Here is a 16,326-nt window from a genome sequence, read left to right as displayed (position 1 = left end):
GCCCGGCCGCTTCGGGAAGAAGCAGCCGGGCCCCGCACACGTCATGCCCGGTCAGGTCGTCGTACGCCTCCGACGCGCACCCGGACGGCGCTCGCTCGGCCGCGTCACCGGGTCACCGGCCTCCTTCGCCGCGTCCCGGCGCTGGGCACCGAACTCGGCGAGGGCCTCGGCCAGCTTGTGCACCGAGGGCTCCGGGGAGAGGACGTCGACGCGCAGGCCGTGCTCCTCGGCGGTCTTCGCCGTGGCCGGGCCGATACACGCGATGATCGTCACGTTGTGCGGCTTGCCCGCGATGCCGACGAGGTTGCGCACCGTCGAGGACGAGGTGAACAGCACCGCGTCGAACCCGCCGCCCTTGATGGCCTCACGCGTGTCGGCGGGCGGCGGCGAGGCGCGGACCGTGCGGTACGCGGTGACGTCGTCGACCTCCCAGCCGAGCTCGATGAGACCGGCCACCAGCGTCTCGGTGGCGATGTCGGCACGCGGCAGGAAGACACGGTCGATCGGGTCGAAGACCGGGTCGTACGGCGGCCAGTCCTCCAGCAGACCCGCGGCGGACTGCTCGCCCGAAGGCACCAGGTCCGGCTTCACACCGAAGTCCACGAGCGCGGCGGCGGTCTGCTCGCCGACGGCCGCGACCTTGATCCCGGCGAAGGCACGGGCGTCGAGCCCGTACTCCTCGAACTTCTCCCGGACCGCCTTCACGGCGTTGACCGAGGTGAACGCGATCCACTCGTAGCGGCCCGTGACCAGGCCCTTGACCGCCCGCTCCATCTGCTGCGGCGTCCGCGGCGGCTCGACGGCGATCGTCGGGACCTCGTGCGGCACGGCACCGTAGGAACGCAGCTGGTCGGAGAGCGACGCCGCCTGCTCCTTCGTGCGCGGCACGAGCACCTTCCAGCCGAACATCGGCTTGGACTCGAACCACGCGAGCTGGTCGCGCTGGGCGGCGGAGCTGCGCTCCCCGACCACGGCTATGACGGGCTGGTGCCCGTCCGGCGACGGCAGGATCTTGCCCTGCTTGAAGACCTGGGCGATCGTGCCGAGCGTCGCCGTCCAGGTGCGCTGGCGCGTCGTCGTGCCGGCGACCGTCACGGTCAGCGGGGTGTCGGGCTTGCGGCCCGCCGAGACCAGCTCGCCGGCGGCCGCGGCCACCGCGTCGAGCTGCGTCGAGATCACACACGTGGAGTCGCTCGCGCCGACCTCGCTCCAGCAGCGGTCCGAGGCGGTACGGGCGTCGATGAAGCGGACGTCCGCGCCCTGCGCGTCGCGCAGCGGCACCCCGGCGTACGCGGGCACGCCCACGGCGTTGGCGACGCCCGGCACGACCTCGAACGGAATGCCCGCGGCGGCGCAGGCCAGCATCTCGCCGCCCGCGCTGCCGTCGAGACCGGGGTCGCCCGAAACGGCACGGACGACCCGCCTGCCGCCCTTCGCGGCCTCCATGACAAGATTGACCGCATCCCTGAGAACGGGAACACCGGCGGCTGTTGACTGCGCGTCAACAACCGTCAGCTCAGGCGTGCTTACGCCTGCCCGCGCATGGCAGCGGACGACGCCGAGAACGTCTGGCTCGGCGACAAGAACGTCCGCGCTCGCAAGCGCCTCGACGGCGCGCAGAGTCAGCAGTCCCGGGTCGCCGGGACCGGCGCCGAGGAAGGTGACGTGCCCTGCGGACAGGACCGGGAAATCGGATGCGGCGTGGCCGGTGGGGCTCAAAGTGCTCGCTCCCCCATAAGACCGGCCGCACCCTTGGCGAGCATCTCGGCCGCGAGTTCGCGACCGAGGGCCGCCGCGTCGTCATGCGACGTGGGGACGGGACCGGTGGTGGACATCTGTACCAGCGAGGAACCGTCGGTGGAACCGACGACACCGCGCAGGCGCAGTTCGTTGACAGCCTGGCCGTCGGCCAGGAGGTCGGCCAGCGCACCCACAGGTGCGGAGCAGCCGGCCTCCAGGGCGGCGAGCAGGGAACGCTCGGCGGTCACGGCGGCCCGGGTGTACGGGTCGTCGAGCTCGGCGAGCGCGGCGGCGAGGTCGGCGCTGCCGGCAGCGCACTCGATCGCCAGTGCTCCCTGGCCGGGAGCGGGCAGAACGGTGTCGACCGACAGGAAGTCGGTCACCTCACCGCTCCGTCCGAGGCGGCTGAGCCCGGCCGCGGCGAGTACCACCGCGTCGAGTTCACCGCTTCGTACGAATCCGATACGCGTATCGACGTTGCCGCGGATCGGCACGGTCTCGATGTCGAGGCCGTGACTGCGGGCGTACGCGTTGAGCTGCGCCATGCGGCGCGGCGAGCCGGTGCCGACGCGGGCGCCGGAAGGCAGCTGCTCGAAGGTCAGCCCGTCGCGCGCCACCAGGGCGTCACGCGGGTCCTCGCGCACCGGCACGGCGGCCAGTACGAGGCCCTCGGGCTGTGCGGTCGGCAGGTCCTTGAGCGAGTGGACGGCGAAGTCCACCTCGCCGCGCAGGAGCGCGTCGCGCAGCGCGGCGACGAAGACGCCGGTGCCGCCGATCTGCGCGAGGTGCTCGCGGGAGGTGTCCCCGTACGTGGTGATCTCGACGAGTTCGACGGCGCGCCCGGTCACCTCGCTGACCGCGTCGGCCACCAGGCCGGACTGCGCCATGGCGAGCTTGCTGCGCCGGGTCCCCAGCCGCAGCGGCTGGGTTGACCCCGCGCCCAGGGGTGAGTTGTCGGTCATGACCGCCCTCGATTCGGGTCGTTCAGGTCTGCCCGGGAGACGGCGGCGACCGTCTGCGGGTCGAGGTCGAAGAGTTCCCGCAGCGCATCGGCGTACCCGGCGCCGCCGGGCTCGCTGGCGAGCTGCTTGACCCGCACGGTGGGCGCGTGCAGGAGCTTGTCGACGACGCGGCGCACGGTCTGCGAGATCTCGGCGCGCTGCTTCTCGTCCAGGTCGGGGAGGCGGCCCTCCAGGCGTGCGATCTCGCCCGCGACCACTCCGGCTGCCATCGTGCGCAGGGCGACGACGGTGGGAGCGACATGGGCGGCGCGCTGGGCGGCGCCGAAGGCGGCGACCTCGTCGGCGACGATGCTGCGCACCTGGTCCACATCGACGGCCATCGGGGCGTCCGCGGACGCCTCCGCGAGCGACTCGATGTCGACGAGGCGCACACCGTCGAGGCGGGCGGCGCCGCCGTCGATGTCGCGCGGCATGGCGAGGTCCAGCAGGGCGAGCCGGACGGGGCCGGTGGACTGGGCCGGGATCCGGCGGACGGCGCGGGCCTGCGCGGTCGCGGTGGCGGAGCCGTTCTCCACCCACGCGGCGTGCTGCGCGTCCGGCTCGACGGGCGCGGACGCGGCGGGCGCCTCGTGCGCGGGGGCCGGGTCCAGCCCGAGCGCTCCGGCGACGGCCTCGGCGCTCAGGACGAGCCCGGTGGCGCCGGTGCAGGAGACGACGACGTCGGCACGTGTCAGTTCGTCGGAGACGGCGGCCATGTCCACGGCGTGGGCGGCCACGCCGGTCCCGTCGGCCTGGCCCAGGATCTCGACCAGGCGGTCGGCGCGGGCGCGGGTGCGGTTGGCGACGACGATCTCGGCGACACCGGCTCGGGCCAGGGTCGCGGCGGCCAGCGAGGACATCGAGCCCGCGCCGATCACCAGGGCGCGCTTGCCCTTCGCCCAGGCCGCCGGATCGCGGCCGTCGGCGAGCTGTTCCAGGCCGAAGGTGACGAGCGACTGCCCGGCCCGGTCGATCCCGGTCTCGCTGTGGGCCCGCTTGCCGACCCGCAGGGCCTGCTGGAAGAGGTCGTTCAGCAGCCGGCCGGCGGTGTGGAGCTCCTGTCCCAGCGCCAGCGCGTCCTTGATCTGGCCGAGGATCTGGCCCTCGCCCACGACCATCGAGTCCAGTCCGCAGGCCACCGAGAGCAGGTGGTGGACGGCCCGGTCCTCGTAGTGCACATAGAGATACGGAGTGAGTTCGTCCAGGCCGACGCCGCTGTGCTGGGCGAGCAGCGTGGACAGCTCGGCGACGCCCGCGTGGAACTTGTCCACGTCGGCGTACAGCTCGATGCGGTTGCAGGTGGCGAGGACGGCGGCCTCGGCCGCGGGCTCCGCGGCGAGGGTGTCCTGCAGCAGCTTGGCCTGGCTGTCGGCGGACAGCGAGGCCCGCTCCAGCACGGAGACGGGGGCGCTGCGGTGGCTCAGCCCTACGACAAGGAGACTCATGCCGGCATCACGGCGGGCATGTCCCCGTCGGGTCCCTTCCGGCTGCTGGTCGCGGCGCGCACGGGCGGCGCGGCCGGGTCGGGTCCGCTGTCGGCGGAAGCGGCCTCCTCGCCGGCCTTGCGCTGCTCGTGGAAGGCGAGGATCTGCAGCTCGATGGAGAGGTCGACCTTGCGCACGTCGACGCCGTCGGGCACCGAGAGCACGGTCGGGGCGAAGTTCAGGATGGAGGTGACGCCCGCGGCGACGAGCCGGTCGCAGACCTGCTGGGCGGCGCCGGGCGGGGTCGTGATGACGCCGATCGAGACGCCGTTCTCGCTGATGATGCGGTCCAGGTCGTCGGCGTGCTGGACGGGGATCCCGGCGACCGGCGTTCCGGCCATCGCGGGATCGGCGTCGATCAGCGCGGCGACCCGGAAGCCCCGGGAGGCGAAGCCGCCGTAGTTGGCGAGGGCCGCGCCGAGGTTGCCGATGCCGACGATGGCGACCGGCCAGTCCTGGGTGAGGCCGAGCTCGCGCGAGATCTGGTAGACGAGGTACTCGACGTCGTAGCCGACGCCGCGGGTCCCGTACGAACCGAGGTAGCTGAAGTCCTTGCGCAGCTTCGCGGAGTTGACCCCCGCCGCCGCGGCGAGCTCCTCGGAGGAGACCGTGGGGACCGAGCGCTCGGAGAGCGCGGTCAGCGCACGGAGATACAGCGGAAGTCGGGCGACGGTGGCCTCGGGAATTCCTCGGCTACGGGTCGCCGGTCGGTGATTTCGGCCAGTTGCCACGGTGCTCCTGCGGGATGAGCGGGGCTGCAGGCGGCCGTATGTCCCAAGACCGCCCCGTCGAATGCAGGCTATGTCTTTGTGAACGCGTGCACAAAGATAGTGTCCGTTTTGTCCGGTCAAAGTGACCGGGGTCACGCGCACTCGTCGCGCGATCCAGGAACCACGGATCGCATCAGCCCGTTGCAGGCCCGAAGGGGGCAAAGCGGAACACACTCCTCACAGCCACGCCCCCGAGACCACTCAAAACGCCCATGATGGTAACCAGGTTTCGCTCAGGAAAGCAGCGCGCTGCGCAGTCTTACCGGGTCCACCCGCCAGAACGTGTGCTGTTCGTTATCTACGAGCACCACGGGAATCTGCTCCCAGTACTCCTTGTAGAGCTCCTCGTCCCGGGTGATGTCCTTCTCCTCCCAGGACGCGCCGGTCTCCTCGCAGACCGCGCGCACCACCTCCCTGGCGTCGTCACAGAGGTGACACCCCGGCTTCCCGACCAGGGTCACCACGCGGTCGGCGGGCTTCTTCTTCGTACGACGCAGCAGGGCACTCATACCTCTCATTCTGCGCCGCCCCCGGGCCCCTTCCGCCCGTGAACCGGTACGCCCGGGAATCGCCCGTTTAACGCGTCGGTCTCCGAGAGTTCACGCCGCCGCATCCCGGCAGGTCGGGAAGGGGCGGGGTGACTGGTTATGCTCACGGCATGGCCGCTCTTGGATGGCTCACACCGCGTAGGCGTTCCGCGACAGCACGCAGCGTGCTGGCAGGCGAAGCGGCGGCGGAGGCAGCACGGAAGTCCTCGCTCGCCGCCGAGCAGTCCGCCGGCGCCGAGGACGACGCCACGCCGGACGGGGAACCCGAATTCCCCGTCGTCGGCGACGACCGGGCCGCCGCCTTCTTCGACCTCGACAACACCGTGATGCAGGGCGCCGCGATCTTCCACTTCGGCCGCGGCCTCTACAAGCGGAAGTTCTTCGAGCGCCGCGAGCTCACCCGGTTCGCCTGGCAGCAGGCCTGGTTCAGGCTGGCCGGCGTCGAGGATCCCGAACACATGCAGGACGCCCGCGACAGCGCCCTGTCCATCGTCAAGGGTCATCGCGTCTCCGAGCTGATGTCGATCGGCGAGGAGATCTACGACGAGTACATGGCCGACCGCATCTGGCCCGGCACCCGCGCGCTCGCCCAGGCCCACCTCGACGCCGGCCAGAAGGTCTGGCTGGTCACCGCCGCCCCGGTGGAGACCGCCACGATCATCGCCCGCCGGCTCGGCCTGACCGGCGCGCTGGGCACCGTCGCCGAATCGGTCGACGGCGTCTACACCGGACGCCTGGTCGGCGAACCCCTGCACGGCCCCGCGAAGGCCGAGGCGGTACGCGCCCTGGCCGCGGCCGAGGGCCTGGACCTGGCCCGCTGCGCGGCGTACAGCGACTCGCACAACGACATCCCGATGCTGTCCCTGGTCGGGCACCCGTACGCGATCAACCCGGACACCAAGCTCCGCAAGCACGCACGCGCCCGGGACTGGCGGCTGCGCGACTACCGGACCGGCCGCAAGGCCGCCAAGGTCGGCATCCCGGCCGCGGCCGGCGTGGGCGCCCTCGCCGGCGGCACGGCCGCGGCCGTCGCCCTGCACCGCCGCCGCCACTGACCCGCGGCCCCGCACCACTGCCGCCGCCGCTGACCTGCGGCCTGCCGGGGCCGGGCCACGCCCGGCCCCGGCCGCCAATCGGGACCCCATACCCACCGACCGCTCCGGCCAGTCGGGTTACCCGGACTCGGCCACAACCCGTCGCGGCCTGTGACAGATCTCGAAGTAATCCGATCAATAACCGGTCACGATGTGCTACTTGATGCATCGCATAGTCGCTACAGAAGCGACGTAATCGATGATTTGAGCAACTGGGTGTAGCACTGCCTGTACGAAGCGTTATTCTCCTCAGACGCATTCCGGAACCCATCACTCACTACGACGAGTGACGGTTTCGCACTGCACGTGATGGAAGCTCTGCCTCTGGGAGTCCCGTGTACCCACACGTCGGGGTTGACGCCTCGGGCCTGGCTACGCTGCGCGCAACGGTCGGCGACCGCTTGCGCGGCTTCGTCCCCACCGCGTACGCCGTACCCGCCTTTGCCACCCCTGCACCTGCCGGCCCCTGCTACGCCCTGGCCGAACGCGGCGCGGCGGTCGGAAGACGCAGCAACCGCGGCGCAACGACCACGTCCACCGTTCGTCGGCCGACCGCCGACAGCGACAGCGCGCGCATGATGGATCTCGTCGAGCGCGCACAGGCCGGTGAGGCTGACGCCTTCGGCCGCCTCTATGACCAGTACAGCGACACCGTGTACCGCTACATCTACTACCGGGTGGGCGGCAAGGCGACGGCGGAGGACCTCACGAGTGAGACCTTCCTCCGGGCCCTGCGGCGCATCTCCACCTTCACCTGGCAGGGCCGCGATTTCGGCGCCTGGCTGGTCACCATCGCTCGCAACCTGGTCGCCGACCACTTCAAATCCAGTCGCTTCCGGCTGGAGGTGACCACGGGCGAGATGCTCGACGCCAACGAGGTCGAGCGCAGCCCGGAGGACTCCGTCCTGGAGTCCCTCTCCAACGCCGCACTGCTTCAGGCCGTCCGGCGACTCAACCCCCAGCAGCAGGAATGCGTGACCCTGCGCTTCCTGCAAGGCCTCTCGGTCGCCGAGACCGCCCGGGTGATGGGCAAGAACGAGGGCGCGATCAAGACCCTGCAGTACCGCGCCGTCCGCACCCTTGCCCGGCTCCTTCCGGACGATGCCCGCTGACCCACCCCAGGGCCACTCTCGGCGATATGTTCATCACGCACTGGTCCGATCATCTTTCGTGCGTAACCCCAATGCCGCGCCGCTCGTTGTGCCGGTTGCAGGCTCCCTGTCGTCACCCCATGTCCGCAGACACTCACTCAATCGAGTGGATGTGCTCAAGGTGTGCAACCTTCCGAACCCACAGGGGAGTCGACCGTCATGACGAGAGGAGGTGCCGCCAGTGATCGCAAATGTTTCGGCACACCGGCGGGCGAACGCCTTCGCCCAGGCCCTGGAGGAGCAGTCGCTCCGCGGTGCGGCGGCCGTACAGCCCGAGGACCCGGCCGAACAAGCCGCCCCCGGAACGCTGTTGGCCCTGGCGAACGGCCTCGGTGAGCTACCGAAGCCGGAGTTGGATCCCGAGGTCAAAGTGGTGCAGCGAGCCCAGCTCGTCGCCGCCATGGAGGCCATGTTCGCCGAGGGCGGCGCGTCCGCGGACCCTACGGTGCCCGAACAACGGGGCAAGGGGGCCCACCGGGCCTCGCCACTCCGGAAACTGCGTCCCAGATCCCGCTGGACGAAGGGCCTCGCGGCCGGCGGGCTCACCGTCGGTGTGGCAGCGGGAGCCTTCGGCGGAGTGGCCGCTGCCAGTTCCGACGCCCTGCCCGGTGACTCCCTCTACGGGCTGAAGCGCGGCATGGAGGACATCCACCTCGGCCTGGCCAACGGCGACGCCGACCGCGGCGAGGTCTACCTGGACCAGGCCTCGACCCGGCTCAGCGAAGCCCGCAGGCTGATGGAACGCGCCCGCTCCGGCGACCTGGACCACGAGCAGCTCGGCGAGGTCAGGCGCACGCTCAACGGCATGACCCACGACGCCACGGAGGGCCACCGCCTGCTCCACGCCGCCTACGAACGCGACGGCGCGATCGGCCCCATCCAGGCACTCGACACCTTCTCCCGATCCCACCGCGACACCTGGGTCAACCTCCGCGACCGTCTCCCCGTACAGCTGACGGACATCGGCGACCAGGTGAGCTCGGTCTTCGCGGCCATGGACGAAGAGGTCGAACCACTCCAGTCCCTGCTCCCCCTCCCCCCGGAGACGGACAGCGGGTCCAAGGAGTCCGGCGCCGCCGGCAACGGCTCGGCACCGTCCTACCGTTCGCACGCCCCGTCGCCCTCATCGCCCTCCGGCACCCAGGACAGCAGCACGGGCACGAGCTCCTCGCCCCGTCCGTCGGGCTCGGGCAGCAGCCCCGCGGACGGCCTGATCGGCGGCGGCACGGACGGCCTCTTCGACCCGCCGTCCCCCGAAGCCACCACCCCGTCACAGGACACACCGAGCACGACCCCGTCACCGGACGTCACCCTGCCGCCCCTGATCCCCGGCCTGATCGGCGGCCTCGGAATCGACGCGCAGGACGACAGGAACTGACCCGCCCGCCGGACGGGCCGCATCAGCACGGGCATCAAGCACAACCCCAACAGCCCGTCCGGCCCCACCAAGCCCGTCCGGCGCTTGAGGACAAGACGTCCGCCCCGGTGCCCCAAGCCCGTCCGGCGATGGAGGACAAGCCCCACGCCCGGGCACCCCGCGGGCAACGTCAGAAGAACACCGACCGCCGCTGCACCAGCAACTTGTACAGCGAGTGCTGAATCTGCTCCCGCACCTGATCCGTCAGATTGAACATCAGCATCGGATCCTCCGCCGCCTCCATCGGATACCCGTCCGTGGGAATCGGCTCACCGAACTGGATCGTCCACTTCGTCGGCAACGGCAGGGCCCCCAGCGGTCCCAGCCAGGGAAACGTCGGAGTGATCGGGAAGTACGGGAAGCCCAGCAGCCGCGCCAGCGTCTTCGCGTTGCCGATCATCGGGTAGATCTCCTCCGCCCCCACGATCGAGCAGGGCACGATCGGCACCCCGGCCCGCAACGCCGTGGACACGAAGCCGCCCCGCCCGAAGCGCTGCAGCTTGTACCGCTCGCCGAACGGCTTCCCGAGGCCCTTGAACCCCTCCGGCATCACACCGACGACCTCGCCCTGCCGCAGCAGCCGCTCCGCGTCCTCCGCGCAGGCCAGTGTGTGCCCCGCCTTGCGGGCGAGCTCGTTCACGACGGGCAGCATGAAGACGAGGTCGGCCGCGAGCAGCCGCAGATGCCTCCCCGCCGGATGGTTGTCGTGCACCGCGACCTGGAGCATCAGCCCGTCCAGCGGCAGCGTCCCCGAGTGGTTGGACACGATGAGCGCCCCGCCGTCCGACGGGATGTTCTCGATGCCCTTCACCTCGACCCGGAAGTACTTCTCGTACACCGGCCGCAGCATCGACATCAGGACCTGGTCGGTGAGCTCCTCGTCGTAGCCGAACTCGTCGACGTCGTACTCGCCCGTGACCCGCCGCCGCAGGAACGCGAGCCCGCCCGCGATCCGCCGGTCCCAGCCACCGCCTGCCACGCTCTCAGGGGCCCCCACGGCCTCCTCCTGCCCTTCCGGCGGCAGCGCGGCCGCCGGCTGCCCGGGCAGGGCGCTGACGGACCCCGTACCGCGTCCCGAGGGCCGTCGGCGCGCGGCGCGCGACATGCCCCCCGACCGCGAACGGTCGTCGTCGAACGGAATGACCTTGGCATCCGCCATCGTCGGTGCGCTCCTCTACCTGACGCTCGGAGTCGGATGTGTGTCGCCGCCGGCCCCGGTACCTCCCGGGACCCCGCCGGTCCCCCCGGCGAACGGCATCGCTGCCAGCCGGTCGACGGCCCGGCCCACCGCCGCGGGCGGCAGCAGCCCCGGCCCCCGGCTGCGCGCGAACTCGGCGAAGGTCTCCGCCGTGGAGAACCTCGGCCGGAAGCCCAGCGTCTCGCGCATCTGGACCGTGGAGACCACCCTGCCATGGGTGAGCAGCCGGATCTGTTCCGGCGAGAAGTCCGCCATACCGACGGCACGCAGGGCCTGCCCGACCCACGTGACCGCGGGCAGCAGCAGCGGCATCGTCGGCCGGCCCAGCCGCCGCGCGCACTGCGAGAGCAGCAGCACCCCGTCCCCCGCGATGTTGAACGTGCCGCTGTTCAGCGTCCCGCGCCGCGGCTCGCCCGAGGCGATGCCGAGGACGTCGAGGACGTCGTTCTCGTGGACGAACTGGAGCCTCGGGTCGTACCCGAACACCGTCGGCAGGACCGGCAGCGCCAGATAGTCGGCGAGCGGCGAGTCCGGGTCGGGCCCCAGGATGTTCGCGAACCTCAGCACGCACACGGCCACGTCCGGCCTGCGGCGCGCGAAGCCCCGTACGTACCCCTCGACCTCCGCCGCGTCCTTCGCGAAGCCGCCGCCGGGCAGCGACTTGGGCGGGGTCGTCTCGTGGAAGACCGCCGGATCGCGGGGCGCGGAGCCGTACACGCCCGTACTGGACTTGACCACCATCCGCCGGACCGACGGCGCCTTCTGACAGGCGCCGAGCAACTGCATCGTGCCGATGACGTTGGTCTCCTTGACCGCGGTACGCCCCTGGGTCCCGAGCGCCTTGCCGCTGACGTCCAGGTGCACGACCGTGTCGACCATGTGCTCGGCGAGGACCCTGGCGATGGCGGGCTGGCGGATGTCCGCGCGCACGAAGACGGCGTCGCCCAGCCGCTGCCCGGGCTCGACCGCGTCGACCGCGATCACCCGGTCCACGTCCGGTTCACGCTGGATGCGCCGCACGAACCTGCCGCCCAGCTGCCGGGCCGCTCCCGTGACGAGCACGACCTTCCCCAAGATCAGCGCCTTCCCTCGGTCTCCCGTGAGGTGAGTGGAAGGGGCGCCCGCGAAAAGGCACTCCCCCGGTCGTCACCGTAGCGGGTGGATGTTGCCCTGTGGCGTCCGCGCGGCGGCGTTCTGCCGGTCTTGGCCCGAATGTGCGCACCCGCCGCCCGCACCGCCGCGTACCGGGCCCGCACAGCACCGCAGCCCTCCCGCCTCATCGGCGAAAGGGCTGCGGATTTCACGAACTGCGTTCGCTTACTTCTTGTTGCGACGCTGAACGCGCGTGCGCTTGAGCAGCTTGCGGTGCTTCTTCTTGGCCATCCGCTTACGCCGCTTCTTGATAACAGAGCCCACGACTACCCTCGCTCACTTCTTCTTCACTGGTGCGGGGCGTCTGGGCCCACACGACCTACGTCGGCCTAGCCTACCCGCCACCGCGTGAGGTACGTAATCCGAGGGGAACGTCAGGCCGTCCCCACCCCCACGAAGGACTCGCGGAGATACTCGTGAACCGCTTGCTCCGGCACCCGGAAGGACCTGCCCACCCGGATCGCCGGCAGATGACCGCTGTGCACCAAGCGGTACACGGTCATCTTCGACACTCGCATGACCGAGGCGACTTCCGCCACGGTCAGAAACTTGACCTCGTTGAGAGGCCTCTCGCTGTCAGCAGCCATGACCCACCTGTACCTTCCGCACGAGACGCGCACCGGCTTCCCCTCCGGTGACTCTTCGTCGTTGTGCGCTCACTCCCCAGATTAGGGGCGGGTGATGCGAGTGGGGAAGAGGAGAGACGATCGGCCGCCTACTGTGACAGACACGCCCGATTGAGCACATAGCGCGTCAGCGGCAGGTAGTACGCGGACCGCACGCCGTCATCGAGCGGAACGGCGACCGCCACCCGGCCCTCCGCCTCCCCGACGAACAACGCCGGATCGTCCGTATCCGCCAGCCCGATCGCCTCGATGCCCAGCTGACCTGCCCCGCAGACCCAGCCGTGGTCCCCCACGACCAGCTCCGGCAACGGCCCGCGGGCCTCCACGGCCGCCTCCAGGGCCACCCTCAGCGGGAGCGGTGAGTGGGTGTGTGCGCCGGTACCACCGCCGGGCACCTGCGCGCCGGGTTCGCGCACCAGCGCGACTCCCCGTACGTAGTCGAGGTGGTACGTGCGTACCCCGAACCGGGTCGTTATGTCGATACGTCGCCCCTGCGCGGGAGTGAGTACGGCACAGCCGACTGCCGACAGCGCGTCTGCCAGCGCTGCGTAGAAGCCGATCAGCCGATGCGGATGCCCCGTCCCGAACAGCACCGGCGCCCGCCGGACCGCCGCGTCCGACAATCGCGCGGCAAACGCGTCCAGCCCCGCCATCGTCCGCTCCGGATCGATCACGTCGGGACCCGACACATGGGCCGGGTCGTCCGAGACCCCGCACCTGTCGGCCATGAGCCGCAGCAGGTCCCGCTCCCCCCACACCCGGCCGGGATCGAGTCCGAGCGTCACCCGCGGATCCCTGGCCGCGAACAGCCGATAACTGCGCAGGCTCGTCTCCCGCGAGGTGGCCACGGGCCCGGCCAGCCGGGCCGCCAGCAGATGCGCACGCAGCGCTCCGGTGCTCAACACCCTGCCGATGCTGCCCCACCACCGCCGTCCAGGGGCCAAAACCCGGATTACGCCCCACAGTTGGCGCAACCAGAACGCGCCAAGCCCGGACCGTCAGGTCAGCAGCCCCCGCAGCGGAAACGCCGCACGCCGGGTCGCGAGCACCGCCTGGTCCAGCCGGTCCGCGGGGTCGTAACCGTCCTCCCACGCCTTCCACGACGGAGTGCGCCCGTCCGTCATCCGGGCCGGCCCCAACTGCCGTGTCCTGGCGTAGACCTCGTCCCGCCAGGACGACGGGATCACCGACTCCGGATCCACCGGCGCATGCGCGGCGATCCCGACGAGATGCGTCCACGACCGCGGAACCACGTCCACCACCGCGTAACCGCCCCCGCCGAGCGCCACCCAGCGCGCGCCCTCCGCGTACTCATGAGCCAGATCGTGGCAGGCCGCCATCACGGACCGCTGCGCGTCCAGCGACACCGCGAGATGGGCCAGCGGGTCCTCGAAGTGCGTATCGGCCCCGTGCTGCGTCACCAGGACCTGCGGCCGGAAATCCGCCAGCAGCTCCGGCACCACCGCGTGGAACGCCCGCAGCCATCCCGCGTCACCCGTACCCGCCGGCAGCGCCACATTGACCGCACCACCCTCACCCGCCCCGCCACCGGTCTCCTCCGGCCACCCGGTCTGCGGGAAAAGGGTGCGCGGGTGCTCGTGCAGCGAGATGGTCAGAACCCTCGGGTCCTCCCAGAACGCCGCCTGCACCCCGTCACCGTGGTGCACGTCCACATCGACGTACGCGACCCGCTCCGCCCCCAGCTCCAGCAGCCGGGCGATGGCGAGCGCCGGATCGTTGTAGATGCAGAAACCCGCGGCCCCGCCGGGCATCGCGTGGTGGAGGCCGCCGGAGAAGTTCACGGCGTGCCCGGTCTCGCCCCGCCACACGGCCTCGGCCGCCGCCACCGACTGCCCGGCGATCAGCGCCGACACCTCGTGCATCCCGGCGAACGCCGGATCGTCCGTCGTCCCGATCCCGTAGCTCTGGTCAGCGGCCCGCGGATCGGCGGACGCGGCCCGCACGGCCGCCACGTAGTCCGACCGGTGCACCAGCCGCAGCGTCGACTCCCCGGCCGCCTTGGCCGCCACGACATCCACCGCCCGGTCCAGACCGAACGCCCGTACCAGACCCATCGTCAGGGCGAGCCTGACCGGGTCCATGGGATGACTGTCCCCGAAGTCGTATCCCGTTACTGCGTCATCCCACATCAACTGTGCGCGGCCGCTCATGCCCGCCACCGTATCGGGCGGGCTCCGCGCCGAACGACTTGGCGTACACCAGCGTCGCGAGCACCAGCACCATCGGCACGAGCATCGCGCCCCGGTAGCTCCACGCGTCCCCGAGCGCCCCCACCAGGGGCGAGCCCACGAGGAACCCCACGTAGTTGAAGATGTTCAGCCGCGCGATCGCGGTGTCGCTCGCCCCGGGGAACATCCGCCCCGCGGCCGCGAACGTCTGCGGCACGATCACACAGAGCCCGAGCCCCAGCATCGTGAACCCCAGCATCCCGACCCAGGCCCCGCCCGCCACGGCCACCACCCCGAACCCGGCCGCCGCCAGCACACTCCCCGACCGCACCACGGCCACCGCACCGAACCGCCGCACCCCGAAGTCCCCGACGGCCCGCCCGAGCAGCGTCGTCACCATGTACACGTTGTACGGGACGGTCGACAGCTGCTCCGAACTCCCCAGCACATCCTGCAGATACTTCGCGCTCCAGTTCGAGACCGTCGAATCCCCGATGTACGCGAAACACATCACCAGACAGAGCGGCATCAGCAGCTTGAACGAGACCGACCCGGCCGCACCCCGCGCCGCACCCTGCGGCTGCTCGTCCTCCTGCCCGCCCTCGACGTACCACCGGCTCCCGACGAACGCGACGGGCAGCAGCACGACGACCACGGGAAGGTACGAGACCAGCAGCGAGAGGTCCCAGTGGGCTCCGGCCCACGCCATGGACGCCCCGGCGATCCCGCCCAGGCTGTACGCGGCGTGGAAGCCGAGCATGATGGAACGCCCGTACGCCCGCTGGAGACTGACCCCCATCATGTTCATGGAGGCGTCCAGCGCACCCACGGACAGCCCGAACACTCCGAGCGCCAGGGCCGCTTCCCACACCTCGCTCCCGGCACCGACGCCGAGCAGCGCAAGCAGCACGACGGGCTGTGCCCACCGCAGGACGACCCTCGGGCGCACCCGCGCGACCACCTTCTCGGTCACCACGCTGCCCACACCGGCCAGGATCGGCACGGCGGCCAGGAACACGGGCAGCAGGCCGTCGGATATCCCGTACCGGTCCTGAATGGCGGGGATCCGGGTCACGAGGAGAGCGAAGGTGACTCCCTGCACGAAGAAACTCAACGCAAGGGAGGCTCTGCCGTGCCGCAAACGTGCATCTGTCATGGGCGCGAGCGTAGAGCCACTCTCTACCCATGGGTAGACGCGTCAGGCAAGCAATTCCCGCAGCTGTCCCATGTCGGAGAAATGCCCGGTCACCCCGGCCAGCCGGTCCGCCGGCATCATCGACGTGAACCCGTACACGTCCATGCCGGCGGCCCTGGCCGCCTCCACGCCGAGCGGGCTGTCCTCGATGACGACGCACCGTTCGGGAGCGACCCCCATCCGTTCGGCGGCGAGGAGGAACAGGTCCGGCGCCGGCTTGCCCCGGCCCACGTCCTCGGCCGAGAAGATCCATTCCTCCTCGAACCACTGGTCGAGCCCTGTGCTGCGGTGGCTCACCCGGATCCGCTCGTGGCTGCTGGAGGAGGCCACGCAGTACGGGATCCCGTCGGCGACGAGCTCTCCCAGCACCTCCTCCACGCCGGGAACGGGCACCAGCTCCCGCTCGAACGCGGCGAAGATCCGCGCGTGGAGCGTGTCGTCGAAGTCCGCGGGCAGCTTCTCCCCGCCCCGCTCCTCGATGAGGTCGTGCACCCGGTGCACGGCGGACCCCATGTAGTCCCGGAGGGACTCCTCGTACGAGGTGGGGTGGCCGAGCTCGGTGAGGTAGCCGGCCAGGATGGTGTTGGAGATCGGCTCGCTGTCCACGAGCACACCGTCGTTGTCGAAGATGACCAGTTCGTAGCGCATGCCACGACCTTAAACGGTCGGAACGCAGAAAAGCCCCGTGCCACAAGGGCACGGGGCTTAACTATCAAAAGGAGTTCGGCGGCGTCCTACTCTCCCACAGGGTCCCCCCTGCA

16 protein-coding genes are annotated in these 16,326 nt (G+C 70.9%); 3 read left to right on the top strand and 13 right to left on the bottom strand.

Annotation, left to right across the window (positions count from 1 at the left end; all coding sequences use genetic code 11):
• Window positions 1-51: 51 nt before the first annotated feature.
• The 5 genes from ACIQMX_RS32860 to ACIQMX_RS32840 form a co-directional block, all read right to left on the bottom strand.
• Window positions 52-1,719, bottom strand: coding sequence for a bifunctional uroporphyrinogen-III C-methyltransferase/uroporphyrinogen-III synthase (locus ACIQMX_RS32860; protein ID WP_363068816.1), 1,668 nt, complete (start codon window positions 1,717-1,719; stop codon window positions 52-54).
• Window positions 1,716-2,702, bottom strand: a complete 987-nt coding sequence (gene hemC / locus ACIQMX_RS32855) for a hydroxymethylbilane synthase (RefSeq protein ID WP_363068814.1) — start codon at window positions 2,700-2,702, stop codon at window positions 1,716-1,718. The genes ACIQMX_RS32860 and hemC overlap by 4 nt, the downstream gene beginning before the upstream one ends.
• Window positions 2,699-4,186, bottom strand: a complete 1,488-nt coding sequence (locus ACIQMX_RS32850) for a glutamyl-tRNA reductase (RefSeq protein WP_402483632.1) — start codon at window positions 4,184-4,186, stop codon at window positions 2,699-2,701. The genes hemC and ACIQMX_RS32850 overlap by 4 nt, the downstream gene beginning before the upstream one ends.
• Window positions 4,183-4,956 carry a redox-sensing transcriptional repressor Rex gene (locus ACIQMX_RS32845; RefSeq protein ID WP_219573193.1) on the bottom strand — a complete coding sequence of 258 codons (774 nt, stop codon included), beginning with the start codon at window positions 4,954-4,956 and terminating at the stop codon, window positions 4,183-4,185. The genes ACIQMX_RS32850 and ACIQMX_RS32845 overlap by 4 nt, the downstream gene beginning before the upstream one ends.
• A gap of 272 nt (window positions 4,957-5,228) precedes the next feature.
• Window positions 5,229-5,504, bottom strand: a complete 276-nt coding sequence (locus tag ACIQMX_RS32840) for a glutaredoxin family protein (RefSeq protein WP_402483629.1) — start codon at window positions 5,502-5,504, stop codon at window positions 5,229-5,231.
• A 149-nt stretch (window positions 5,505-5,653) separates the two neighbouring features.
• Here ACIQMX_RS32840 and ACIQMX_RS32835 point away from each other — a divergent pair, with 149 nt between their 5' ends.
• From ACIQMX_RS32835 to ACIQMX_RS32825, 3 genes are all read left to right on the top strand, one after another.
• Window positions 5,654-6,598 carry an HAD-IB family hydrolase gene (locus tag ACIQMX_RS32835; protein ID WP_363068807.1) on the top strand — a complete coding sequence of 315 codons (945 nt, stop codon included), beginning with the start codon at window positions 5,654-5,656 and terminating at the stop codon, window positions 6,596-6,598.
• 374 nt (window positions 6,599-6,972) lie between these two features.
• On the top strand, window positions 6,973-7,749 hold the full coding sequence (locus ACIQMX_RS32830) for an ECF subfamily RNA polymerase sigma factor, BldN family (RefSeq protein WP_024490754.1): 777 nt from the start codon (window positions 6,973-6,975) through the stop codon (window positions 7,747-7,749).
• Between the two features lie 220 nt (window positions 7,750-7,969).
• Window positions 7,970-9,166 (top strand): DUF5667 domain-containing protein, encoded by a 1,197-nt coding sequence (locus ACIQMX_RS32825; protein ID WP_363078905.1) that lies wholly within the window; start codon window positions 7,970-7,972, stop codon window positions 9,164-9,166.
• A 169-nt stretch (window positions 9,167-9,335) separates the two neighbouring features.
• Here ACIQMX_RS32825 and ACIQMX_RS32820 read toward each other — a convergent pair whose 3' ends face one another.
• The 8 genes from ACIQMX_RS32820 to ACIQMX_RS32785 form a co-directional block, all read right to left on the bottom strand.
• A complete protein-coding gene (locus ACIQMX_RS32820; RefSeq protein WP_363078906.1) occupies window positions 9,336-10,364 on the bottom strand; it encodes a lysophospholipid acyltransferase family protein in 1,029 nt (342 codons plus the stop codon).
• Window positions 10,365-10,379: 15 nt separating this feature from the next.
• The gene (locus ACIQMX_RS32815) at window positions 10,380-11,477 is read right to left on the bottom strand and encodes an NAD-dependent epimerase/dehydratase family protein (protein ID WP_363078907.1); all 1,098 of its coding nucleotides are present in this window, start codon (window positions 11,475-11,477) and stop codon (window positions 10,380-10,382) included.
• A 243-nt stretch (window positions 11,478-11,720) separates the two neighbouring features.
• Window positions 11,721-11,819 (bottom strand): 30S ribosomal protein bS22, encoded by a 99-nt coding sequence (locus tag ACIQMX_RS32810; RefSeq protein ID WP_003948845.1) that lies wholly within the window; start codon window positions 11,817-11,819, stop codon window positions 11,721-11,723.
• 110 nt (window positions 11,820-11,929) lie between these two features.
• Entirely contained in the window at window positions 11,930-12,142 is a 213-nt protein-coding gene (locus ACIQMX_RS32805) for a helix-turn-helix domain-containing protein (protein WP_123460011.1), read from the bottom strand.
• A gap of 128 nt (window positions 12,143-12,270) precedes the next feature.
• The gene (locus ACIQMX_RS32800) at window positions 12,271-13,086 is read right to left on the bottom strand and encodes a phosphatase (RefSeq protein ID WP_402483622.1); all 816 of its coding nucleotides are present in this window, start codon (window positions 13,084-13,086) and stop codon (window positions 12,271-12,273) included.
• A 93-nt stretch (window positions 13,087-13,179) separates the two neighbouring features.
• Window positions 13,180-14,352, bottom strand: a complete 1,173-nt coding sequence (locus tag ACIQMX_RS32795) for an acetoin utilization protein AcuC (protein ID WP_402483619.1) — start codon at window positions 14,350-14,352, stop codon at window positions 13,180-13,182.
• Window positions 14,321-15,526 (bottom strand): MFS transporter, encoded by a 1,206-nt coding sequence (locus ACIQMX_RS32790; protein ID WP_363078910.1) that lies wholly within the window; start codon window positions 15,524-15,526, stop codon window positions 14,321-14,323. The genes ACIQMX_RS32795 and ACIQMX_RS32790 overlap by 32 nt, the downstream gene beginning before the upstream one ends.
• Window positions 15,527-15,568: 42 nt before the next feature.
• Window positions 15,569-16,213, bottom strand: a complete 645-nt coding sequence (locus ACIQMX_RS32785) for an HAD family hydrolase (protein WP_363078911.1) — start codon at window positions 16,211-16,213, stop codon at window positions 15,569-15,571.
• Window positions 16,214-16,326: the final 113 nt, after the last annotated feature.

It is taken from the genome of Streptomyces sp. NPDC091416, assembly GCF_044756845.1.
GTDB lineage: Bacteria > Actinomycetota > Actinomycetes > Streptomycetales > Streptomycetaceae > Streptomyces.
Note: the sequence above shows the minus strand (reverse complement) of the source record. Positions and strands in the feature narration are given on the sequence as shown.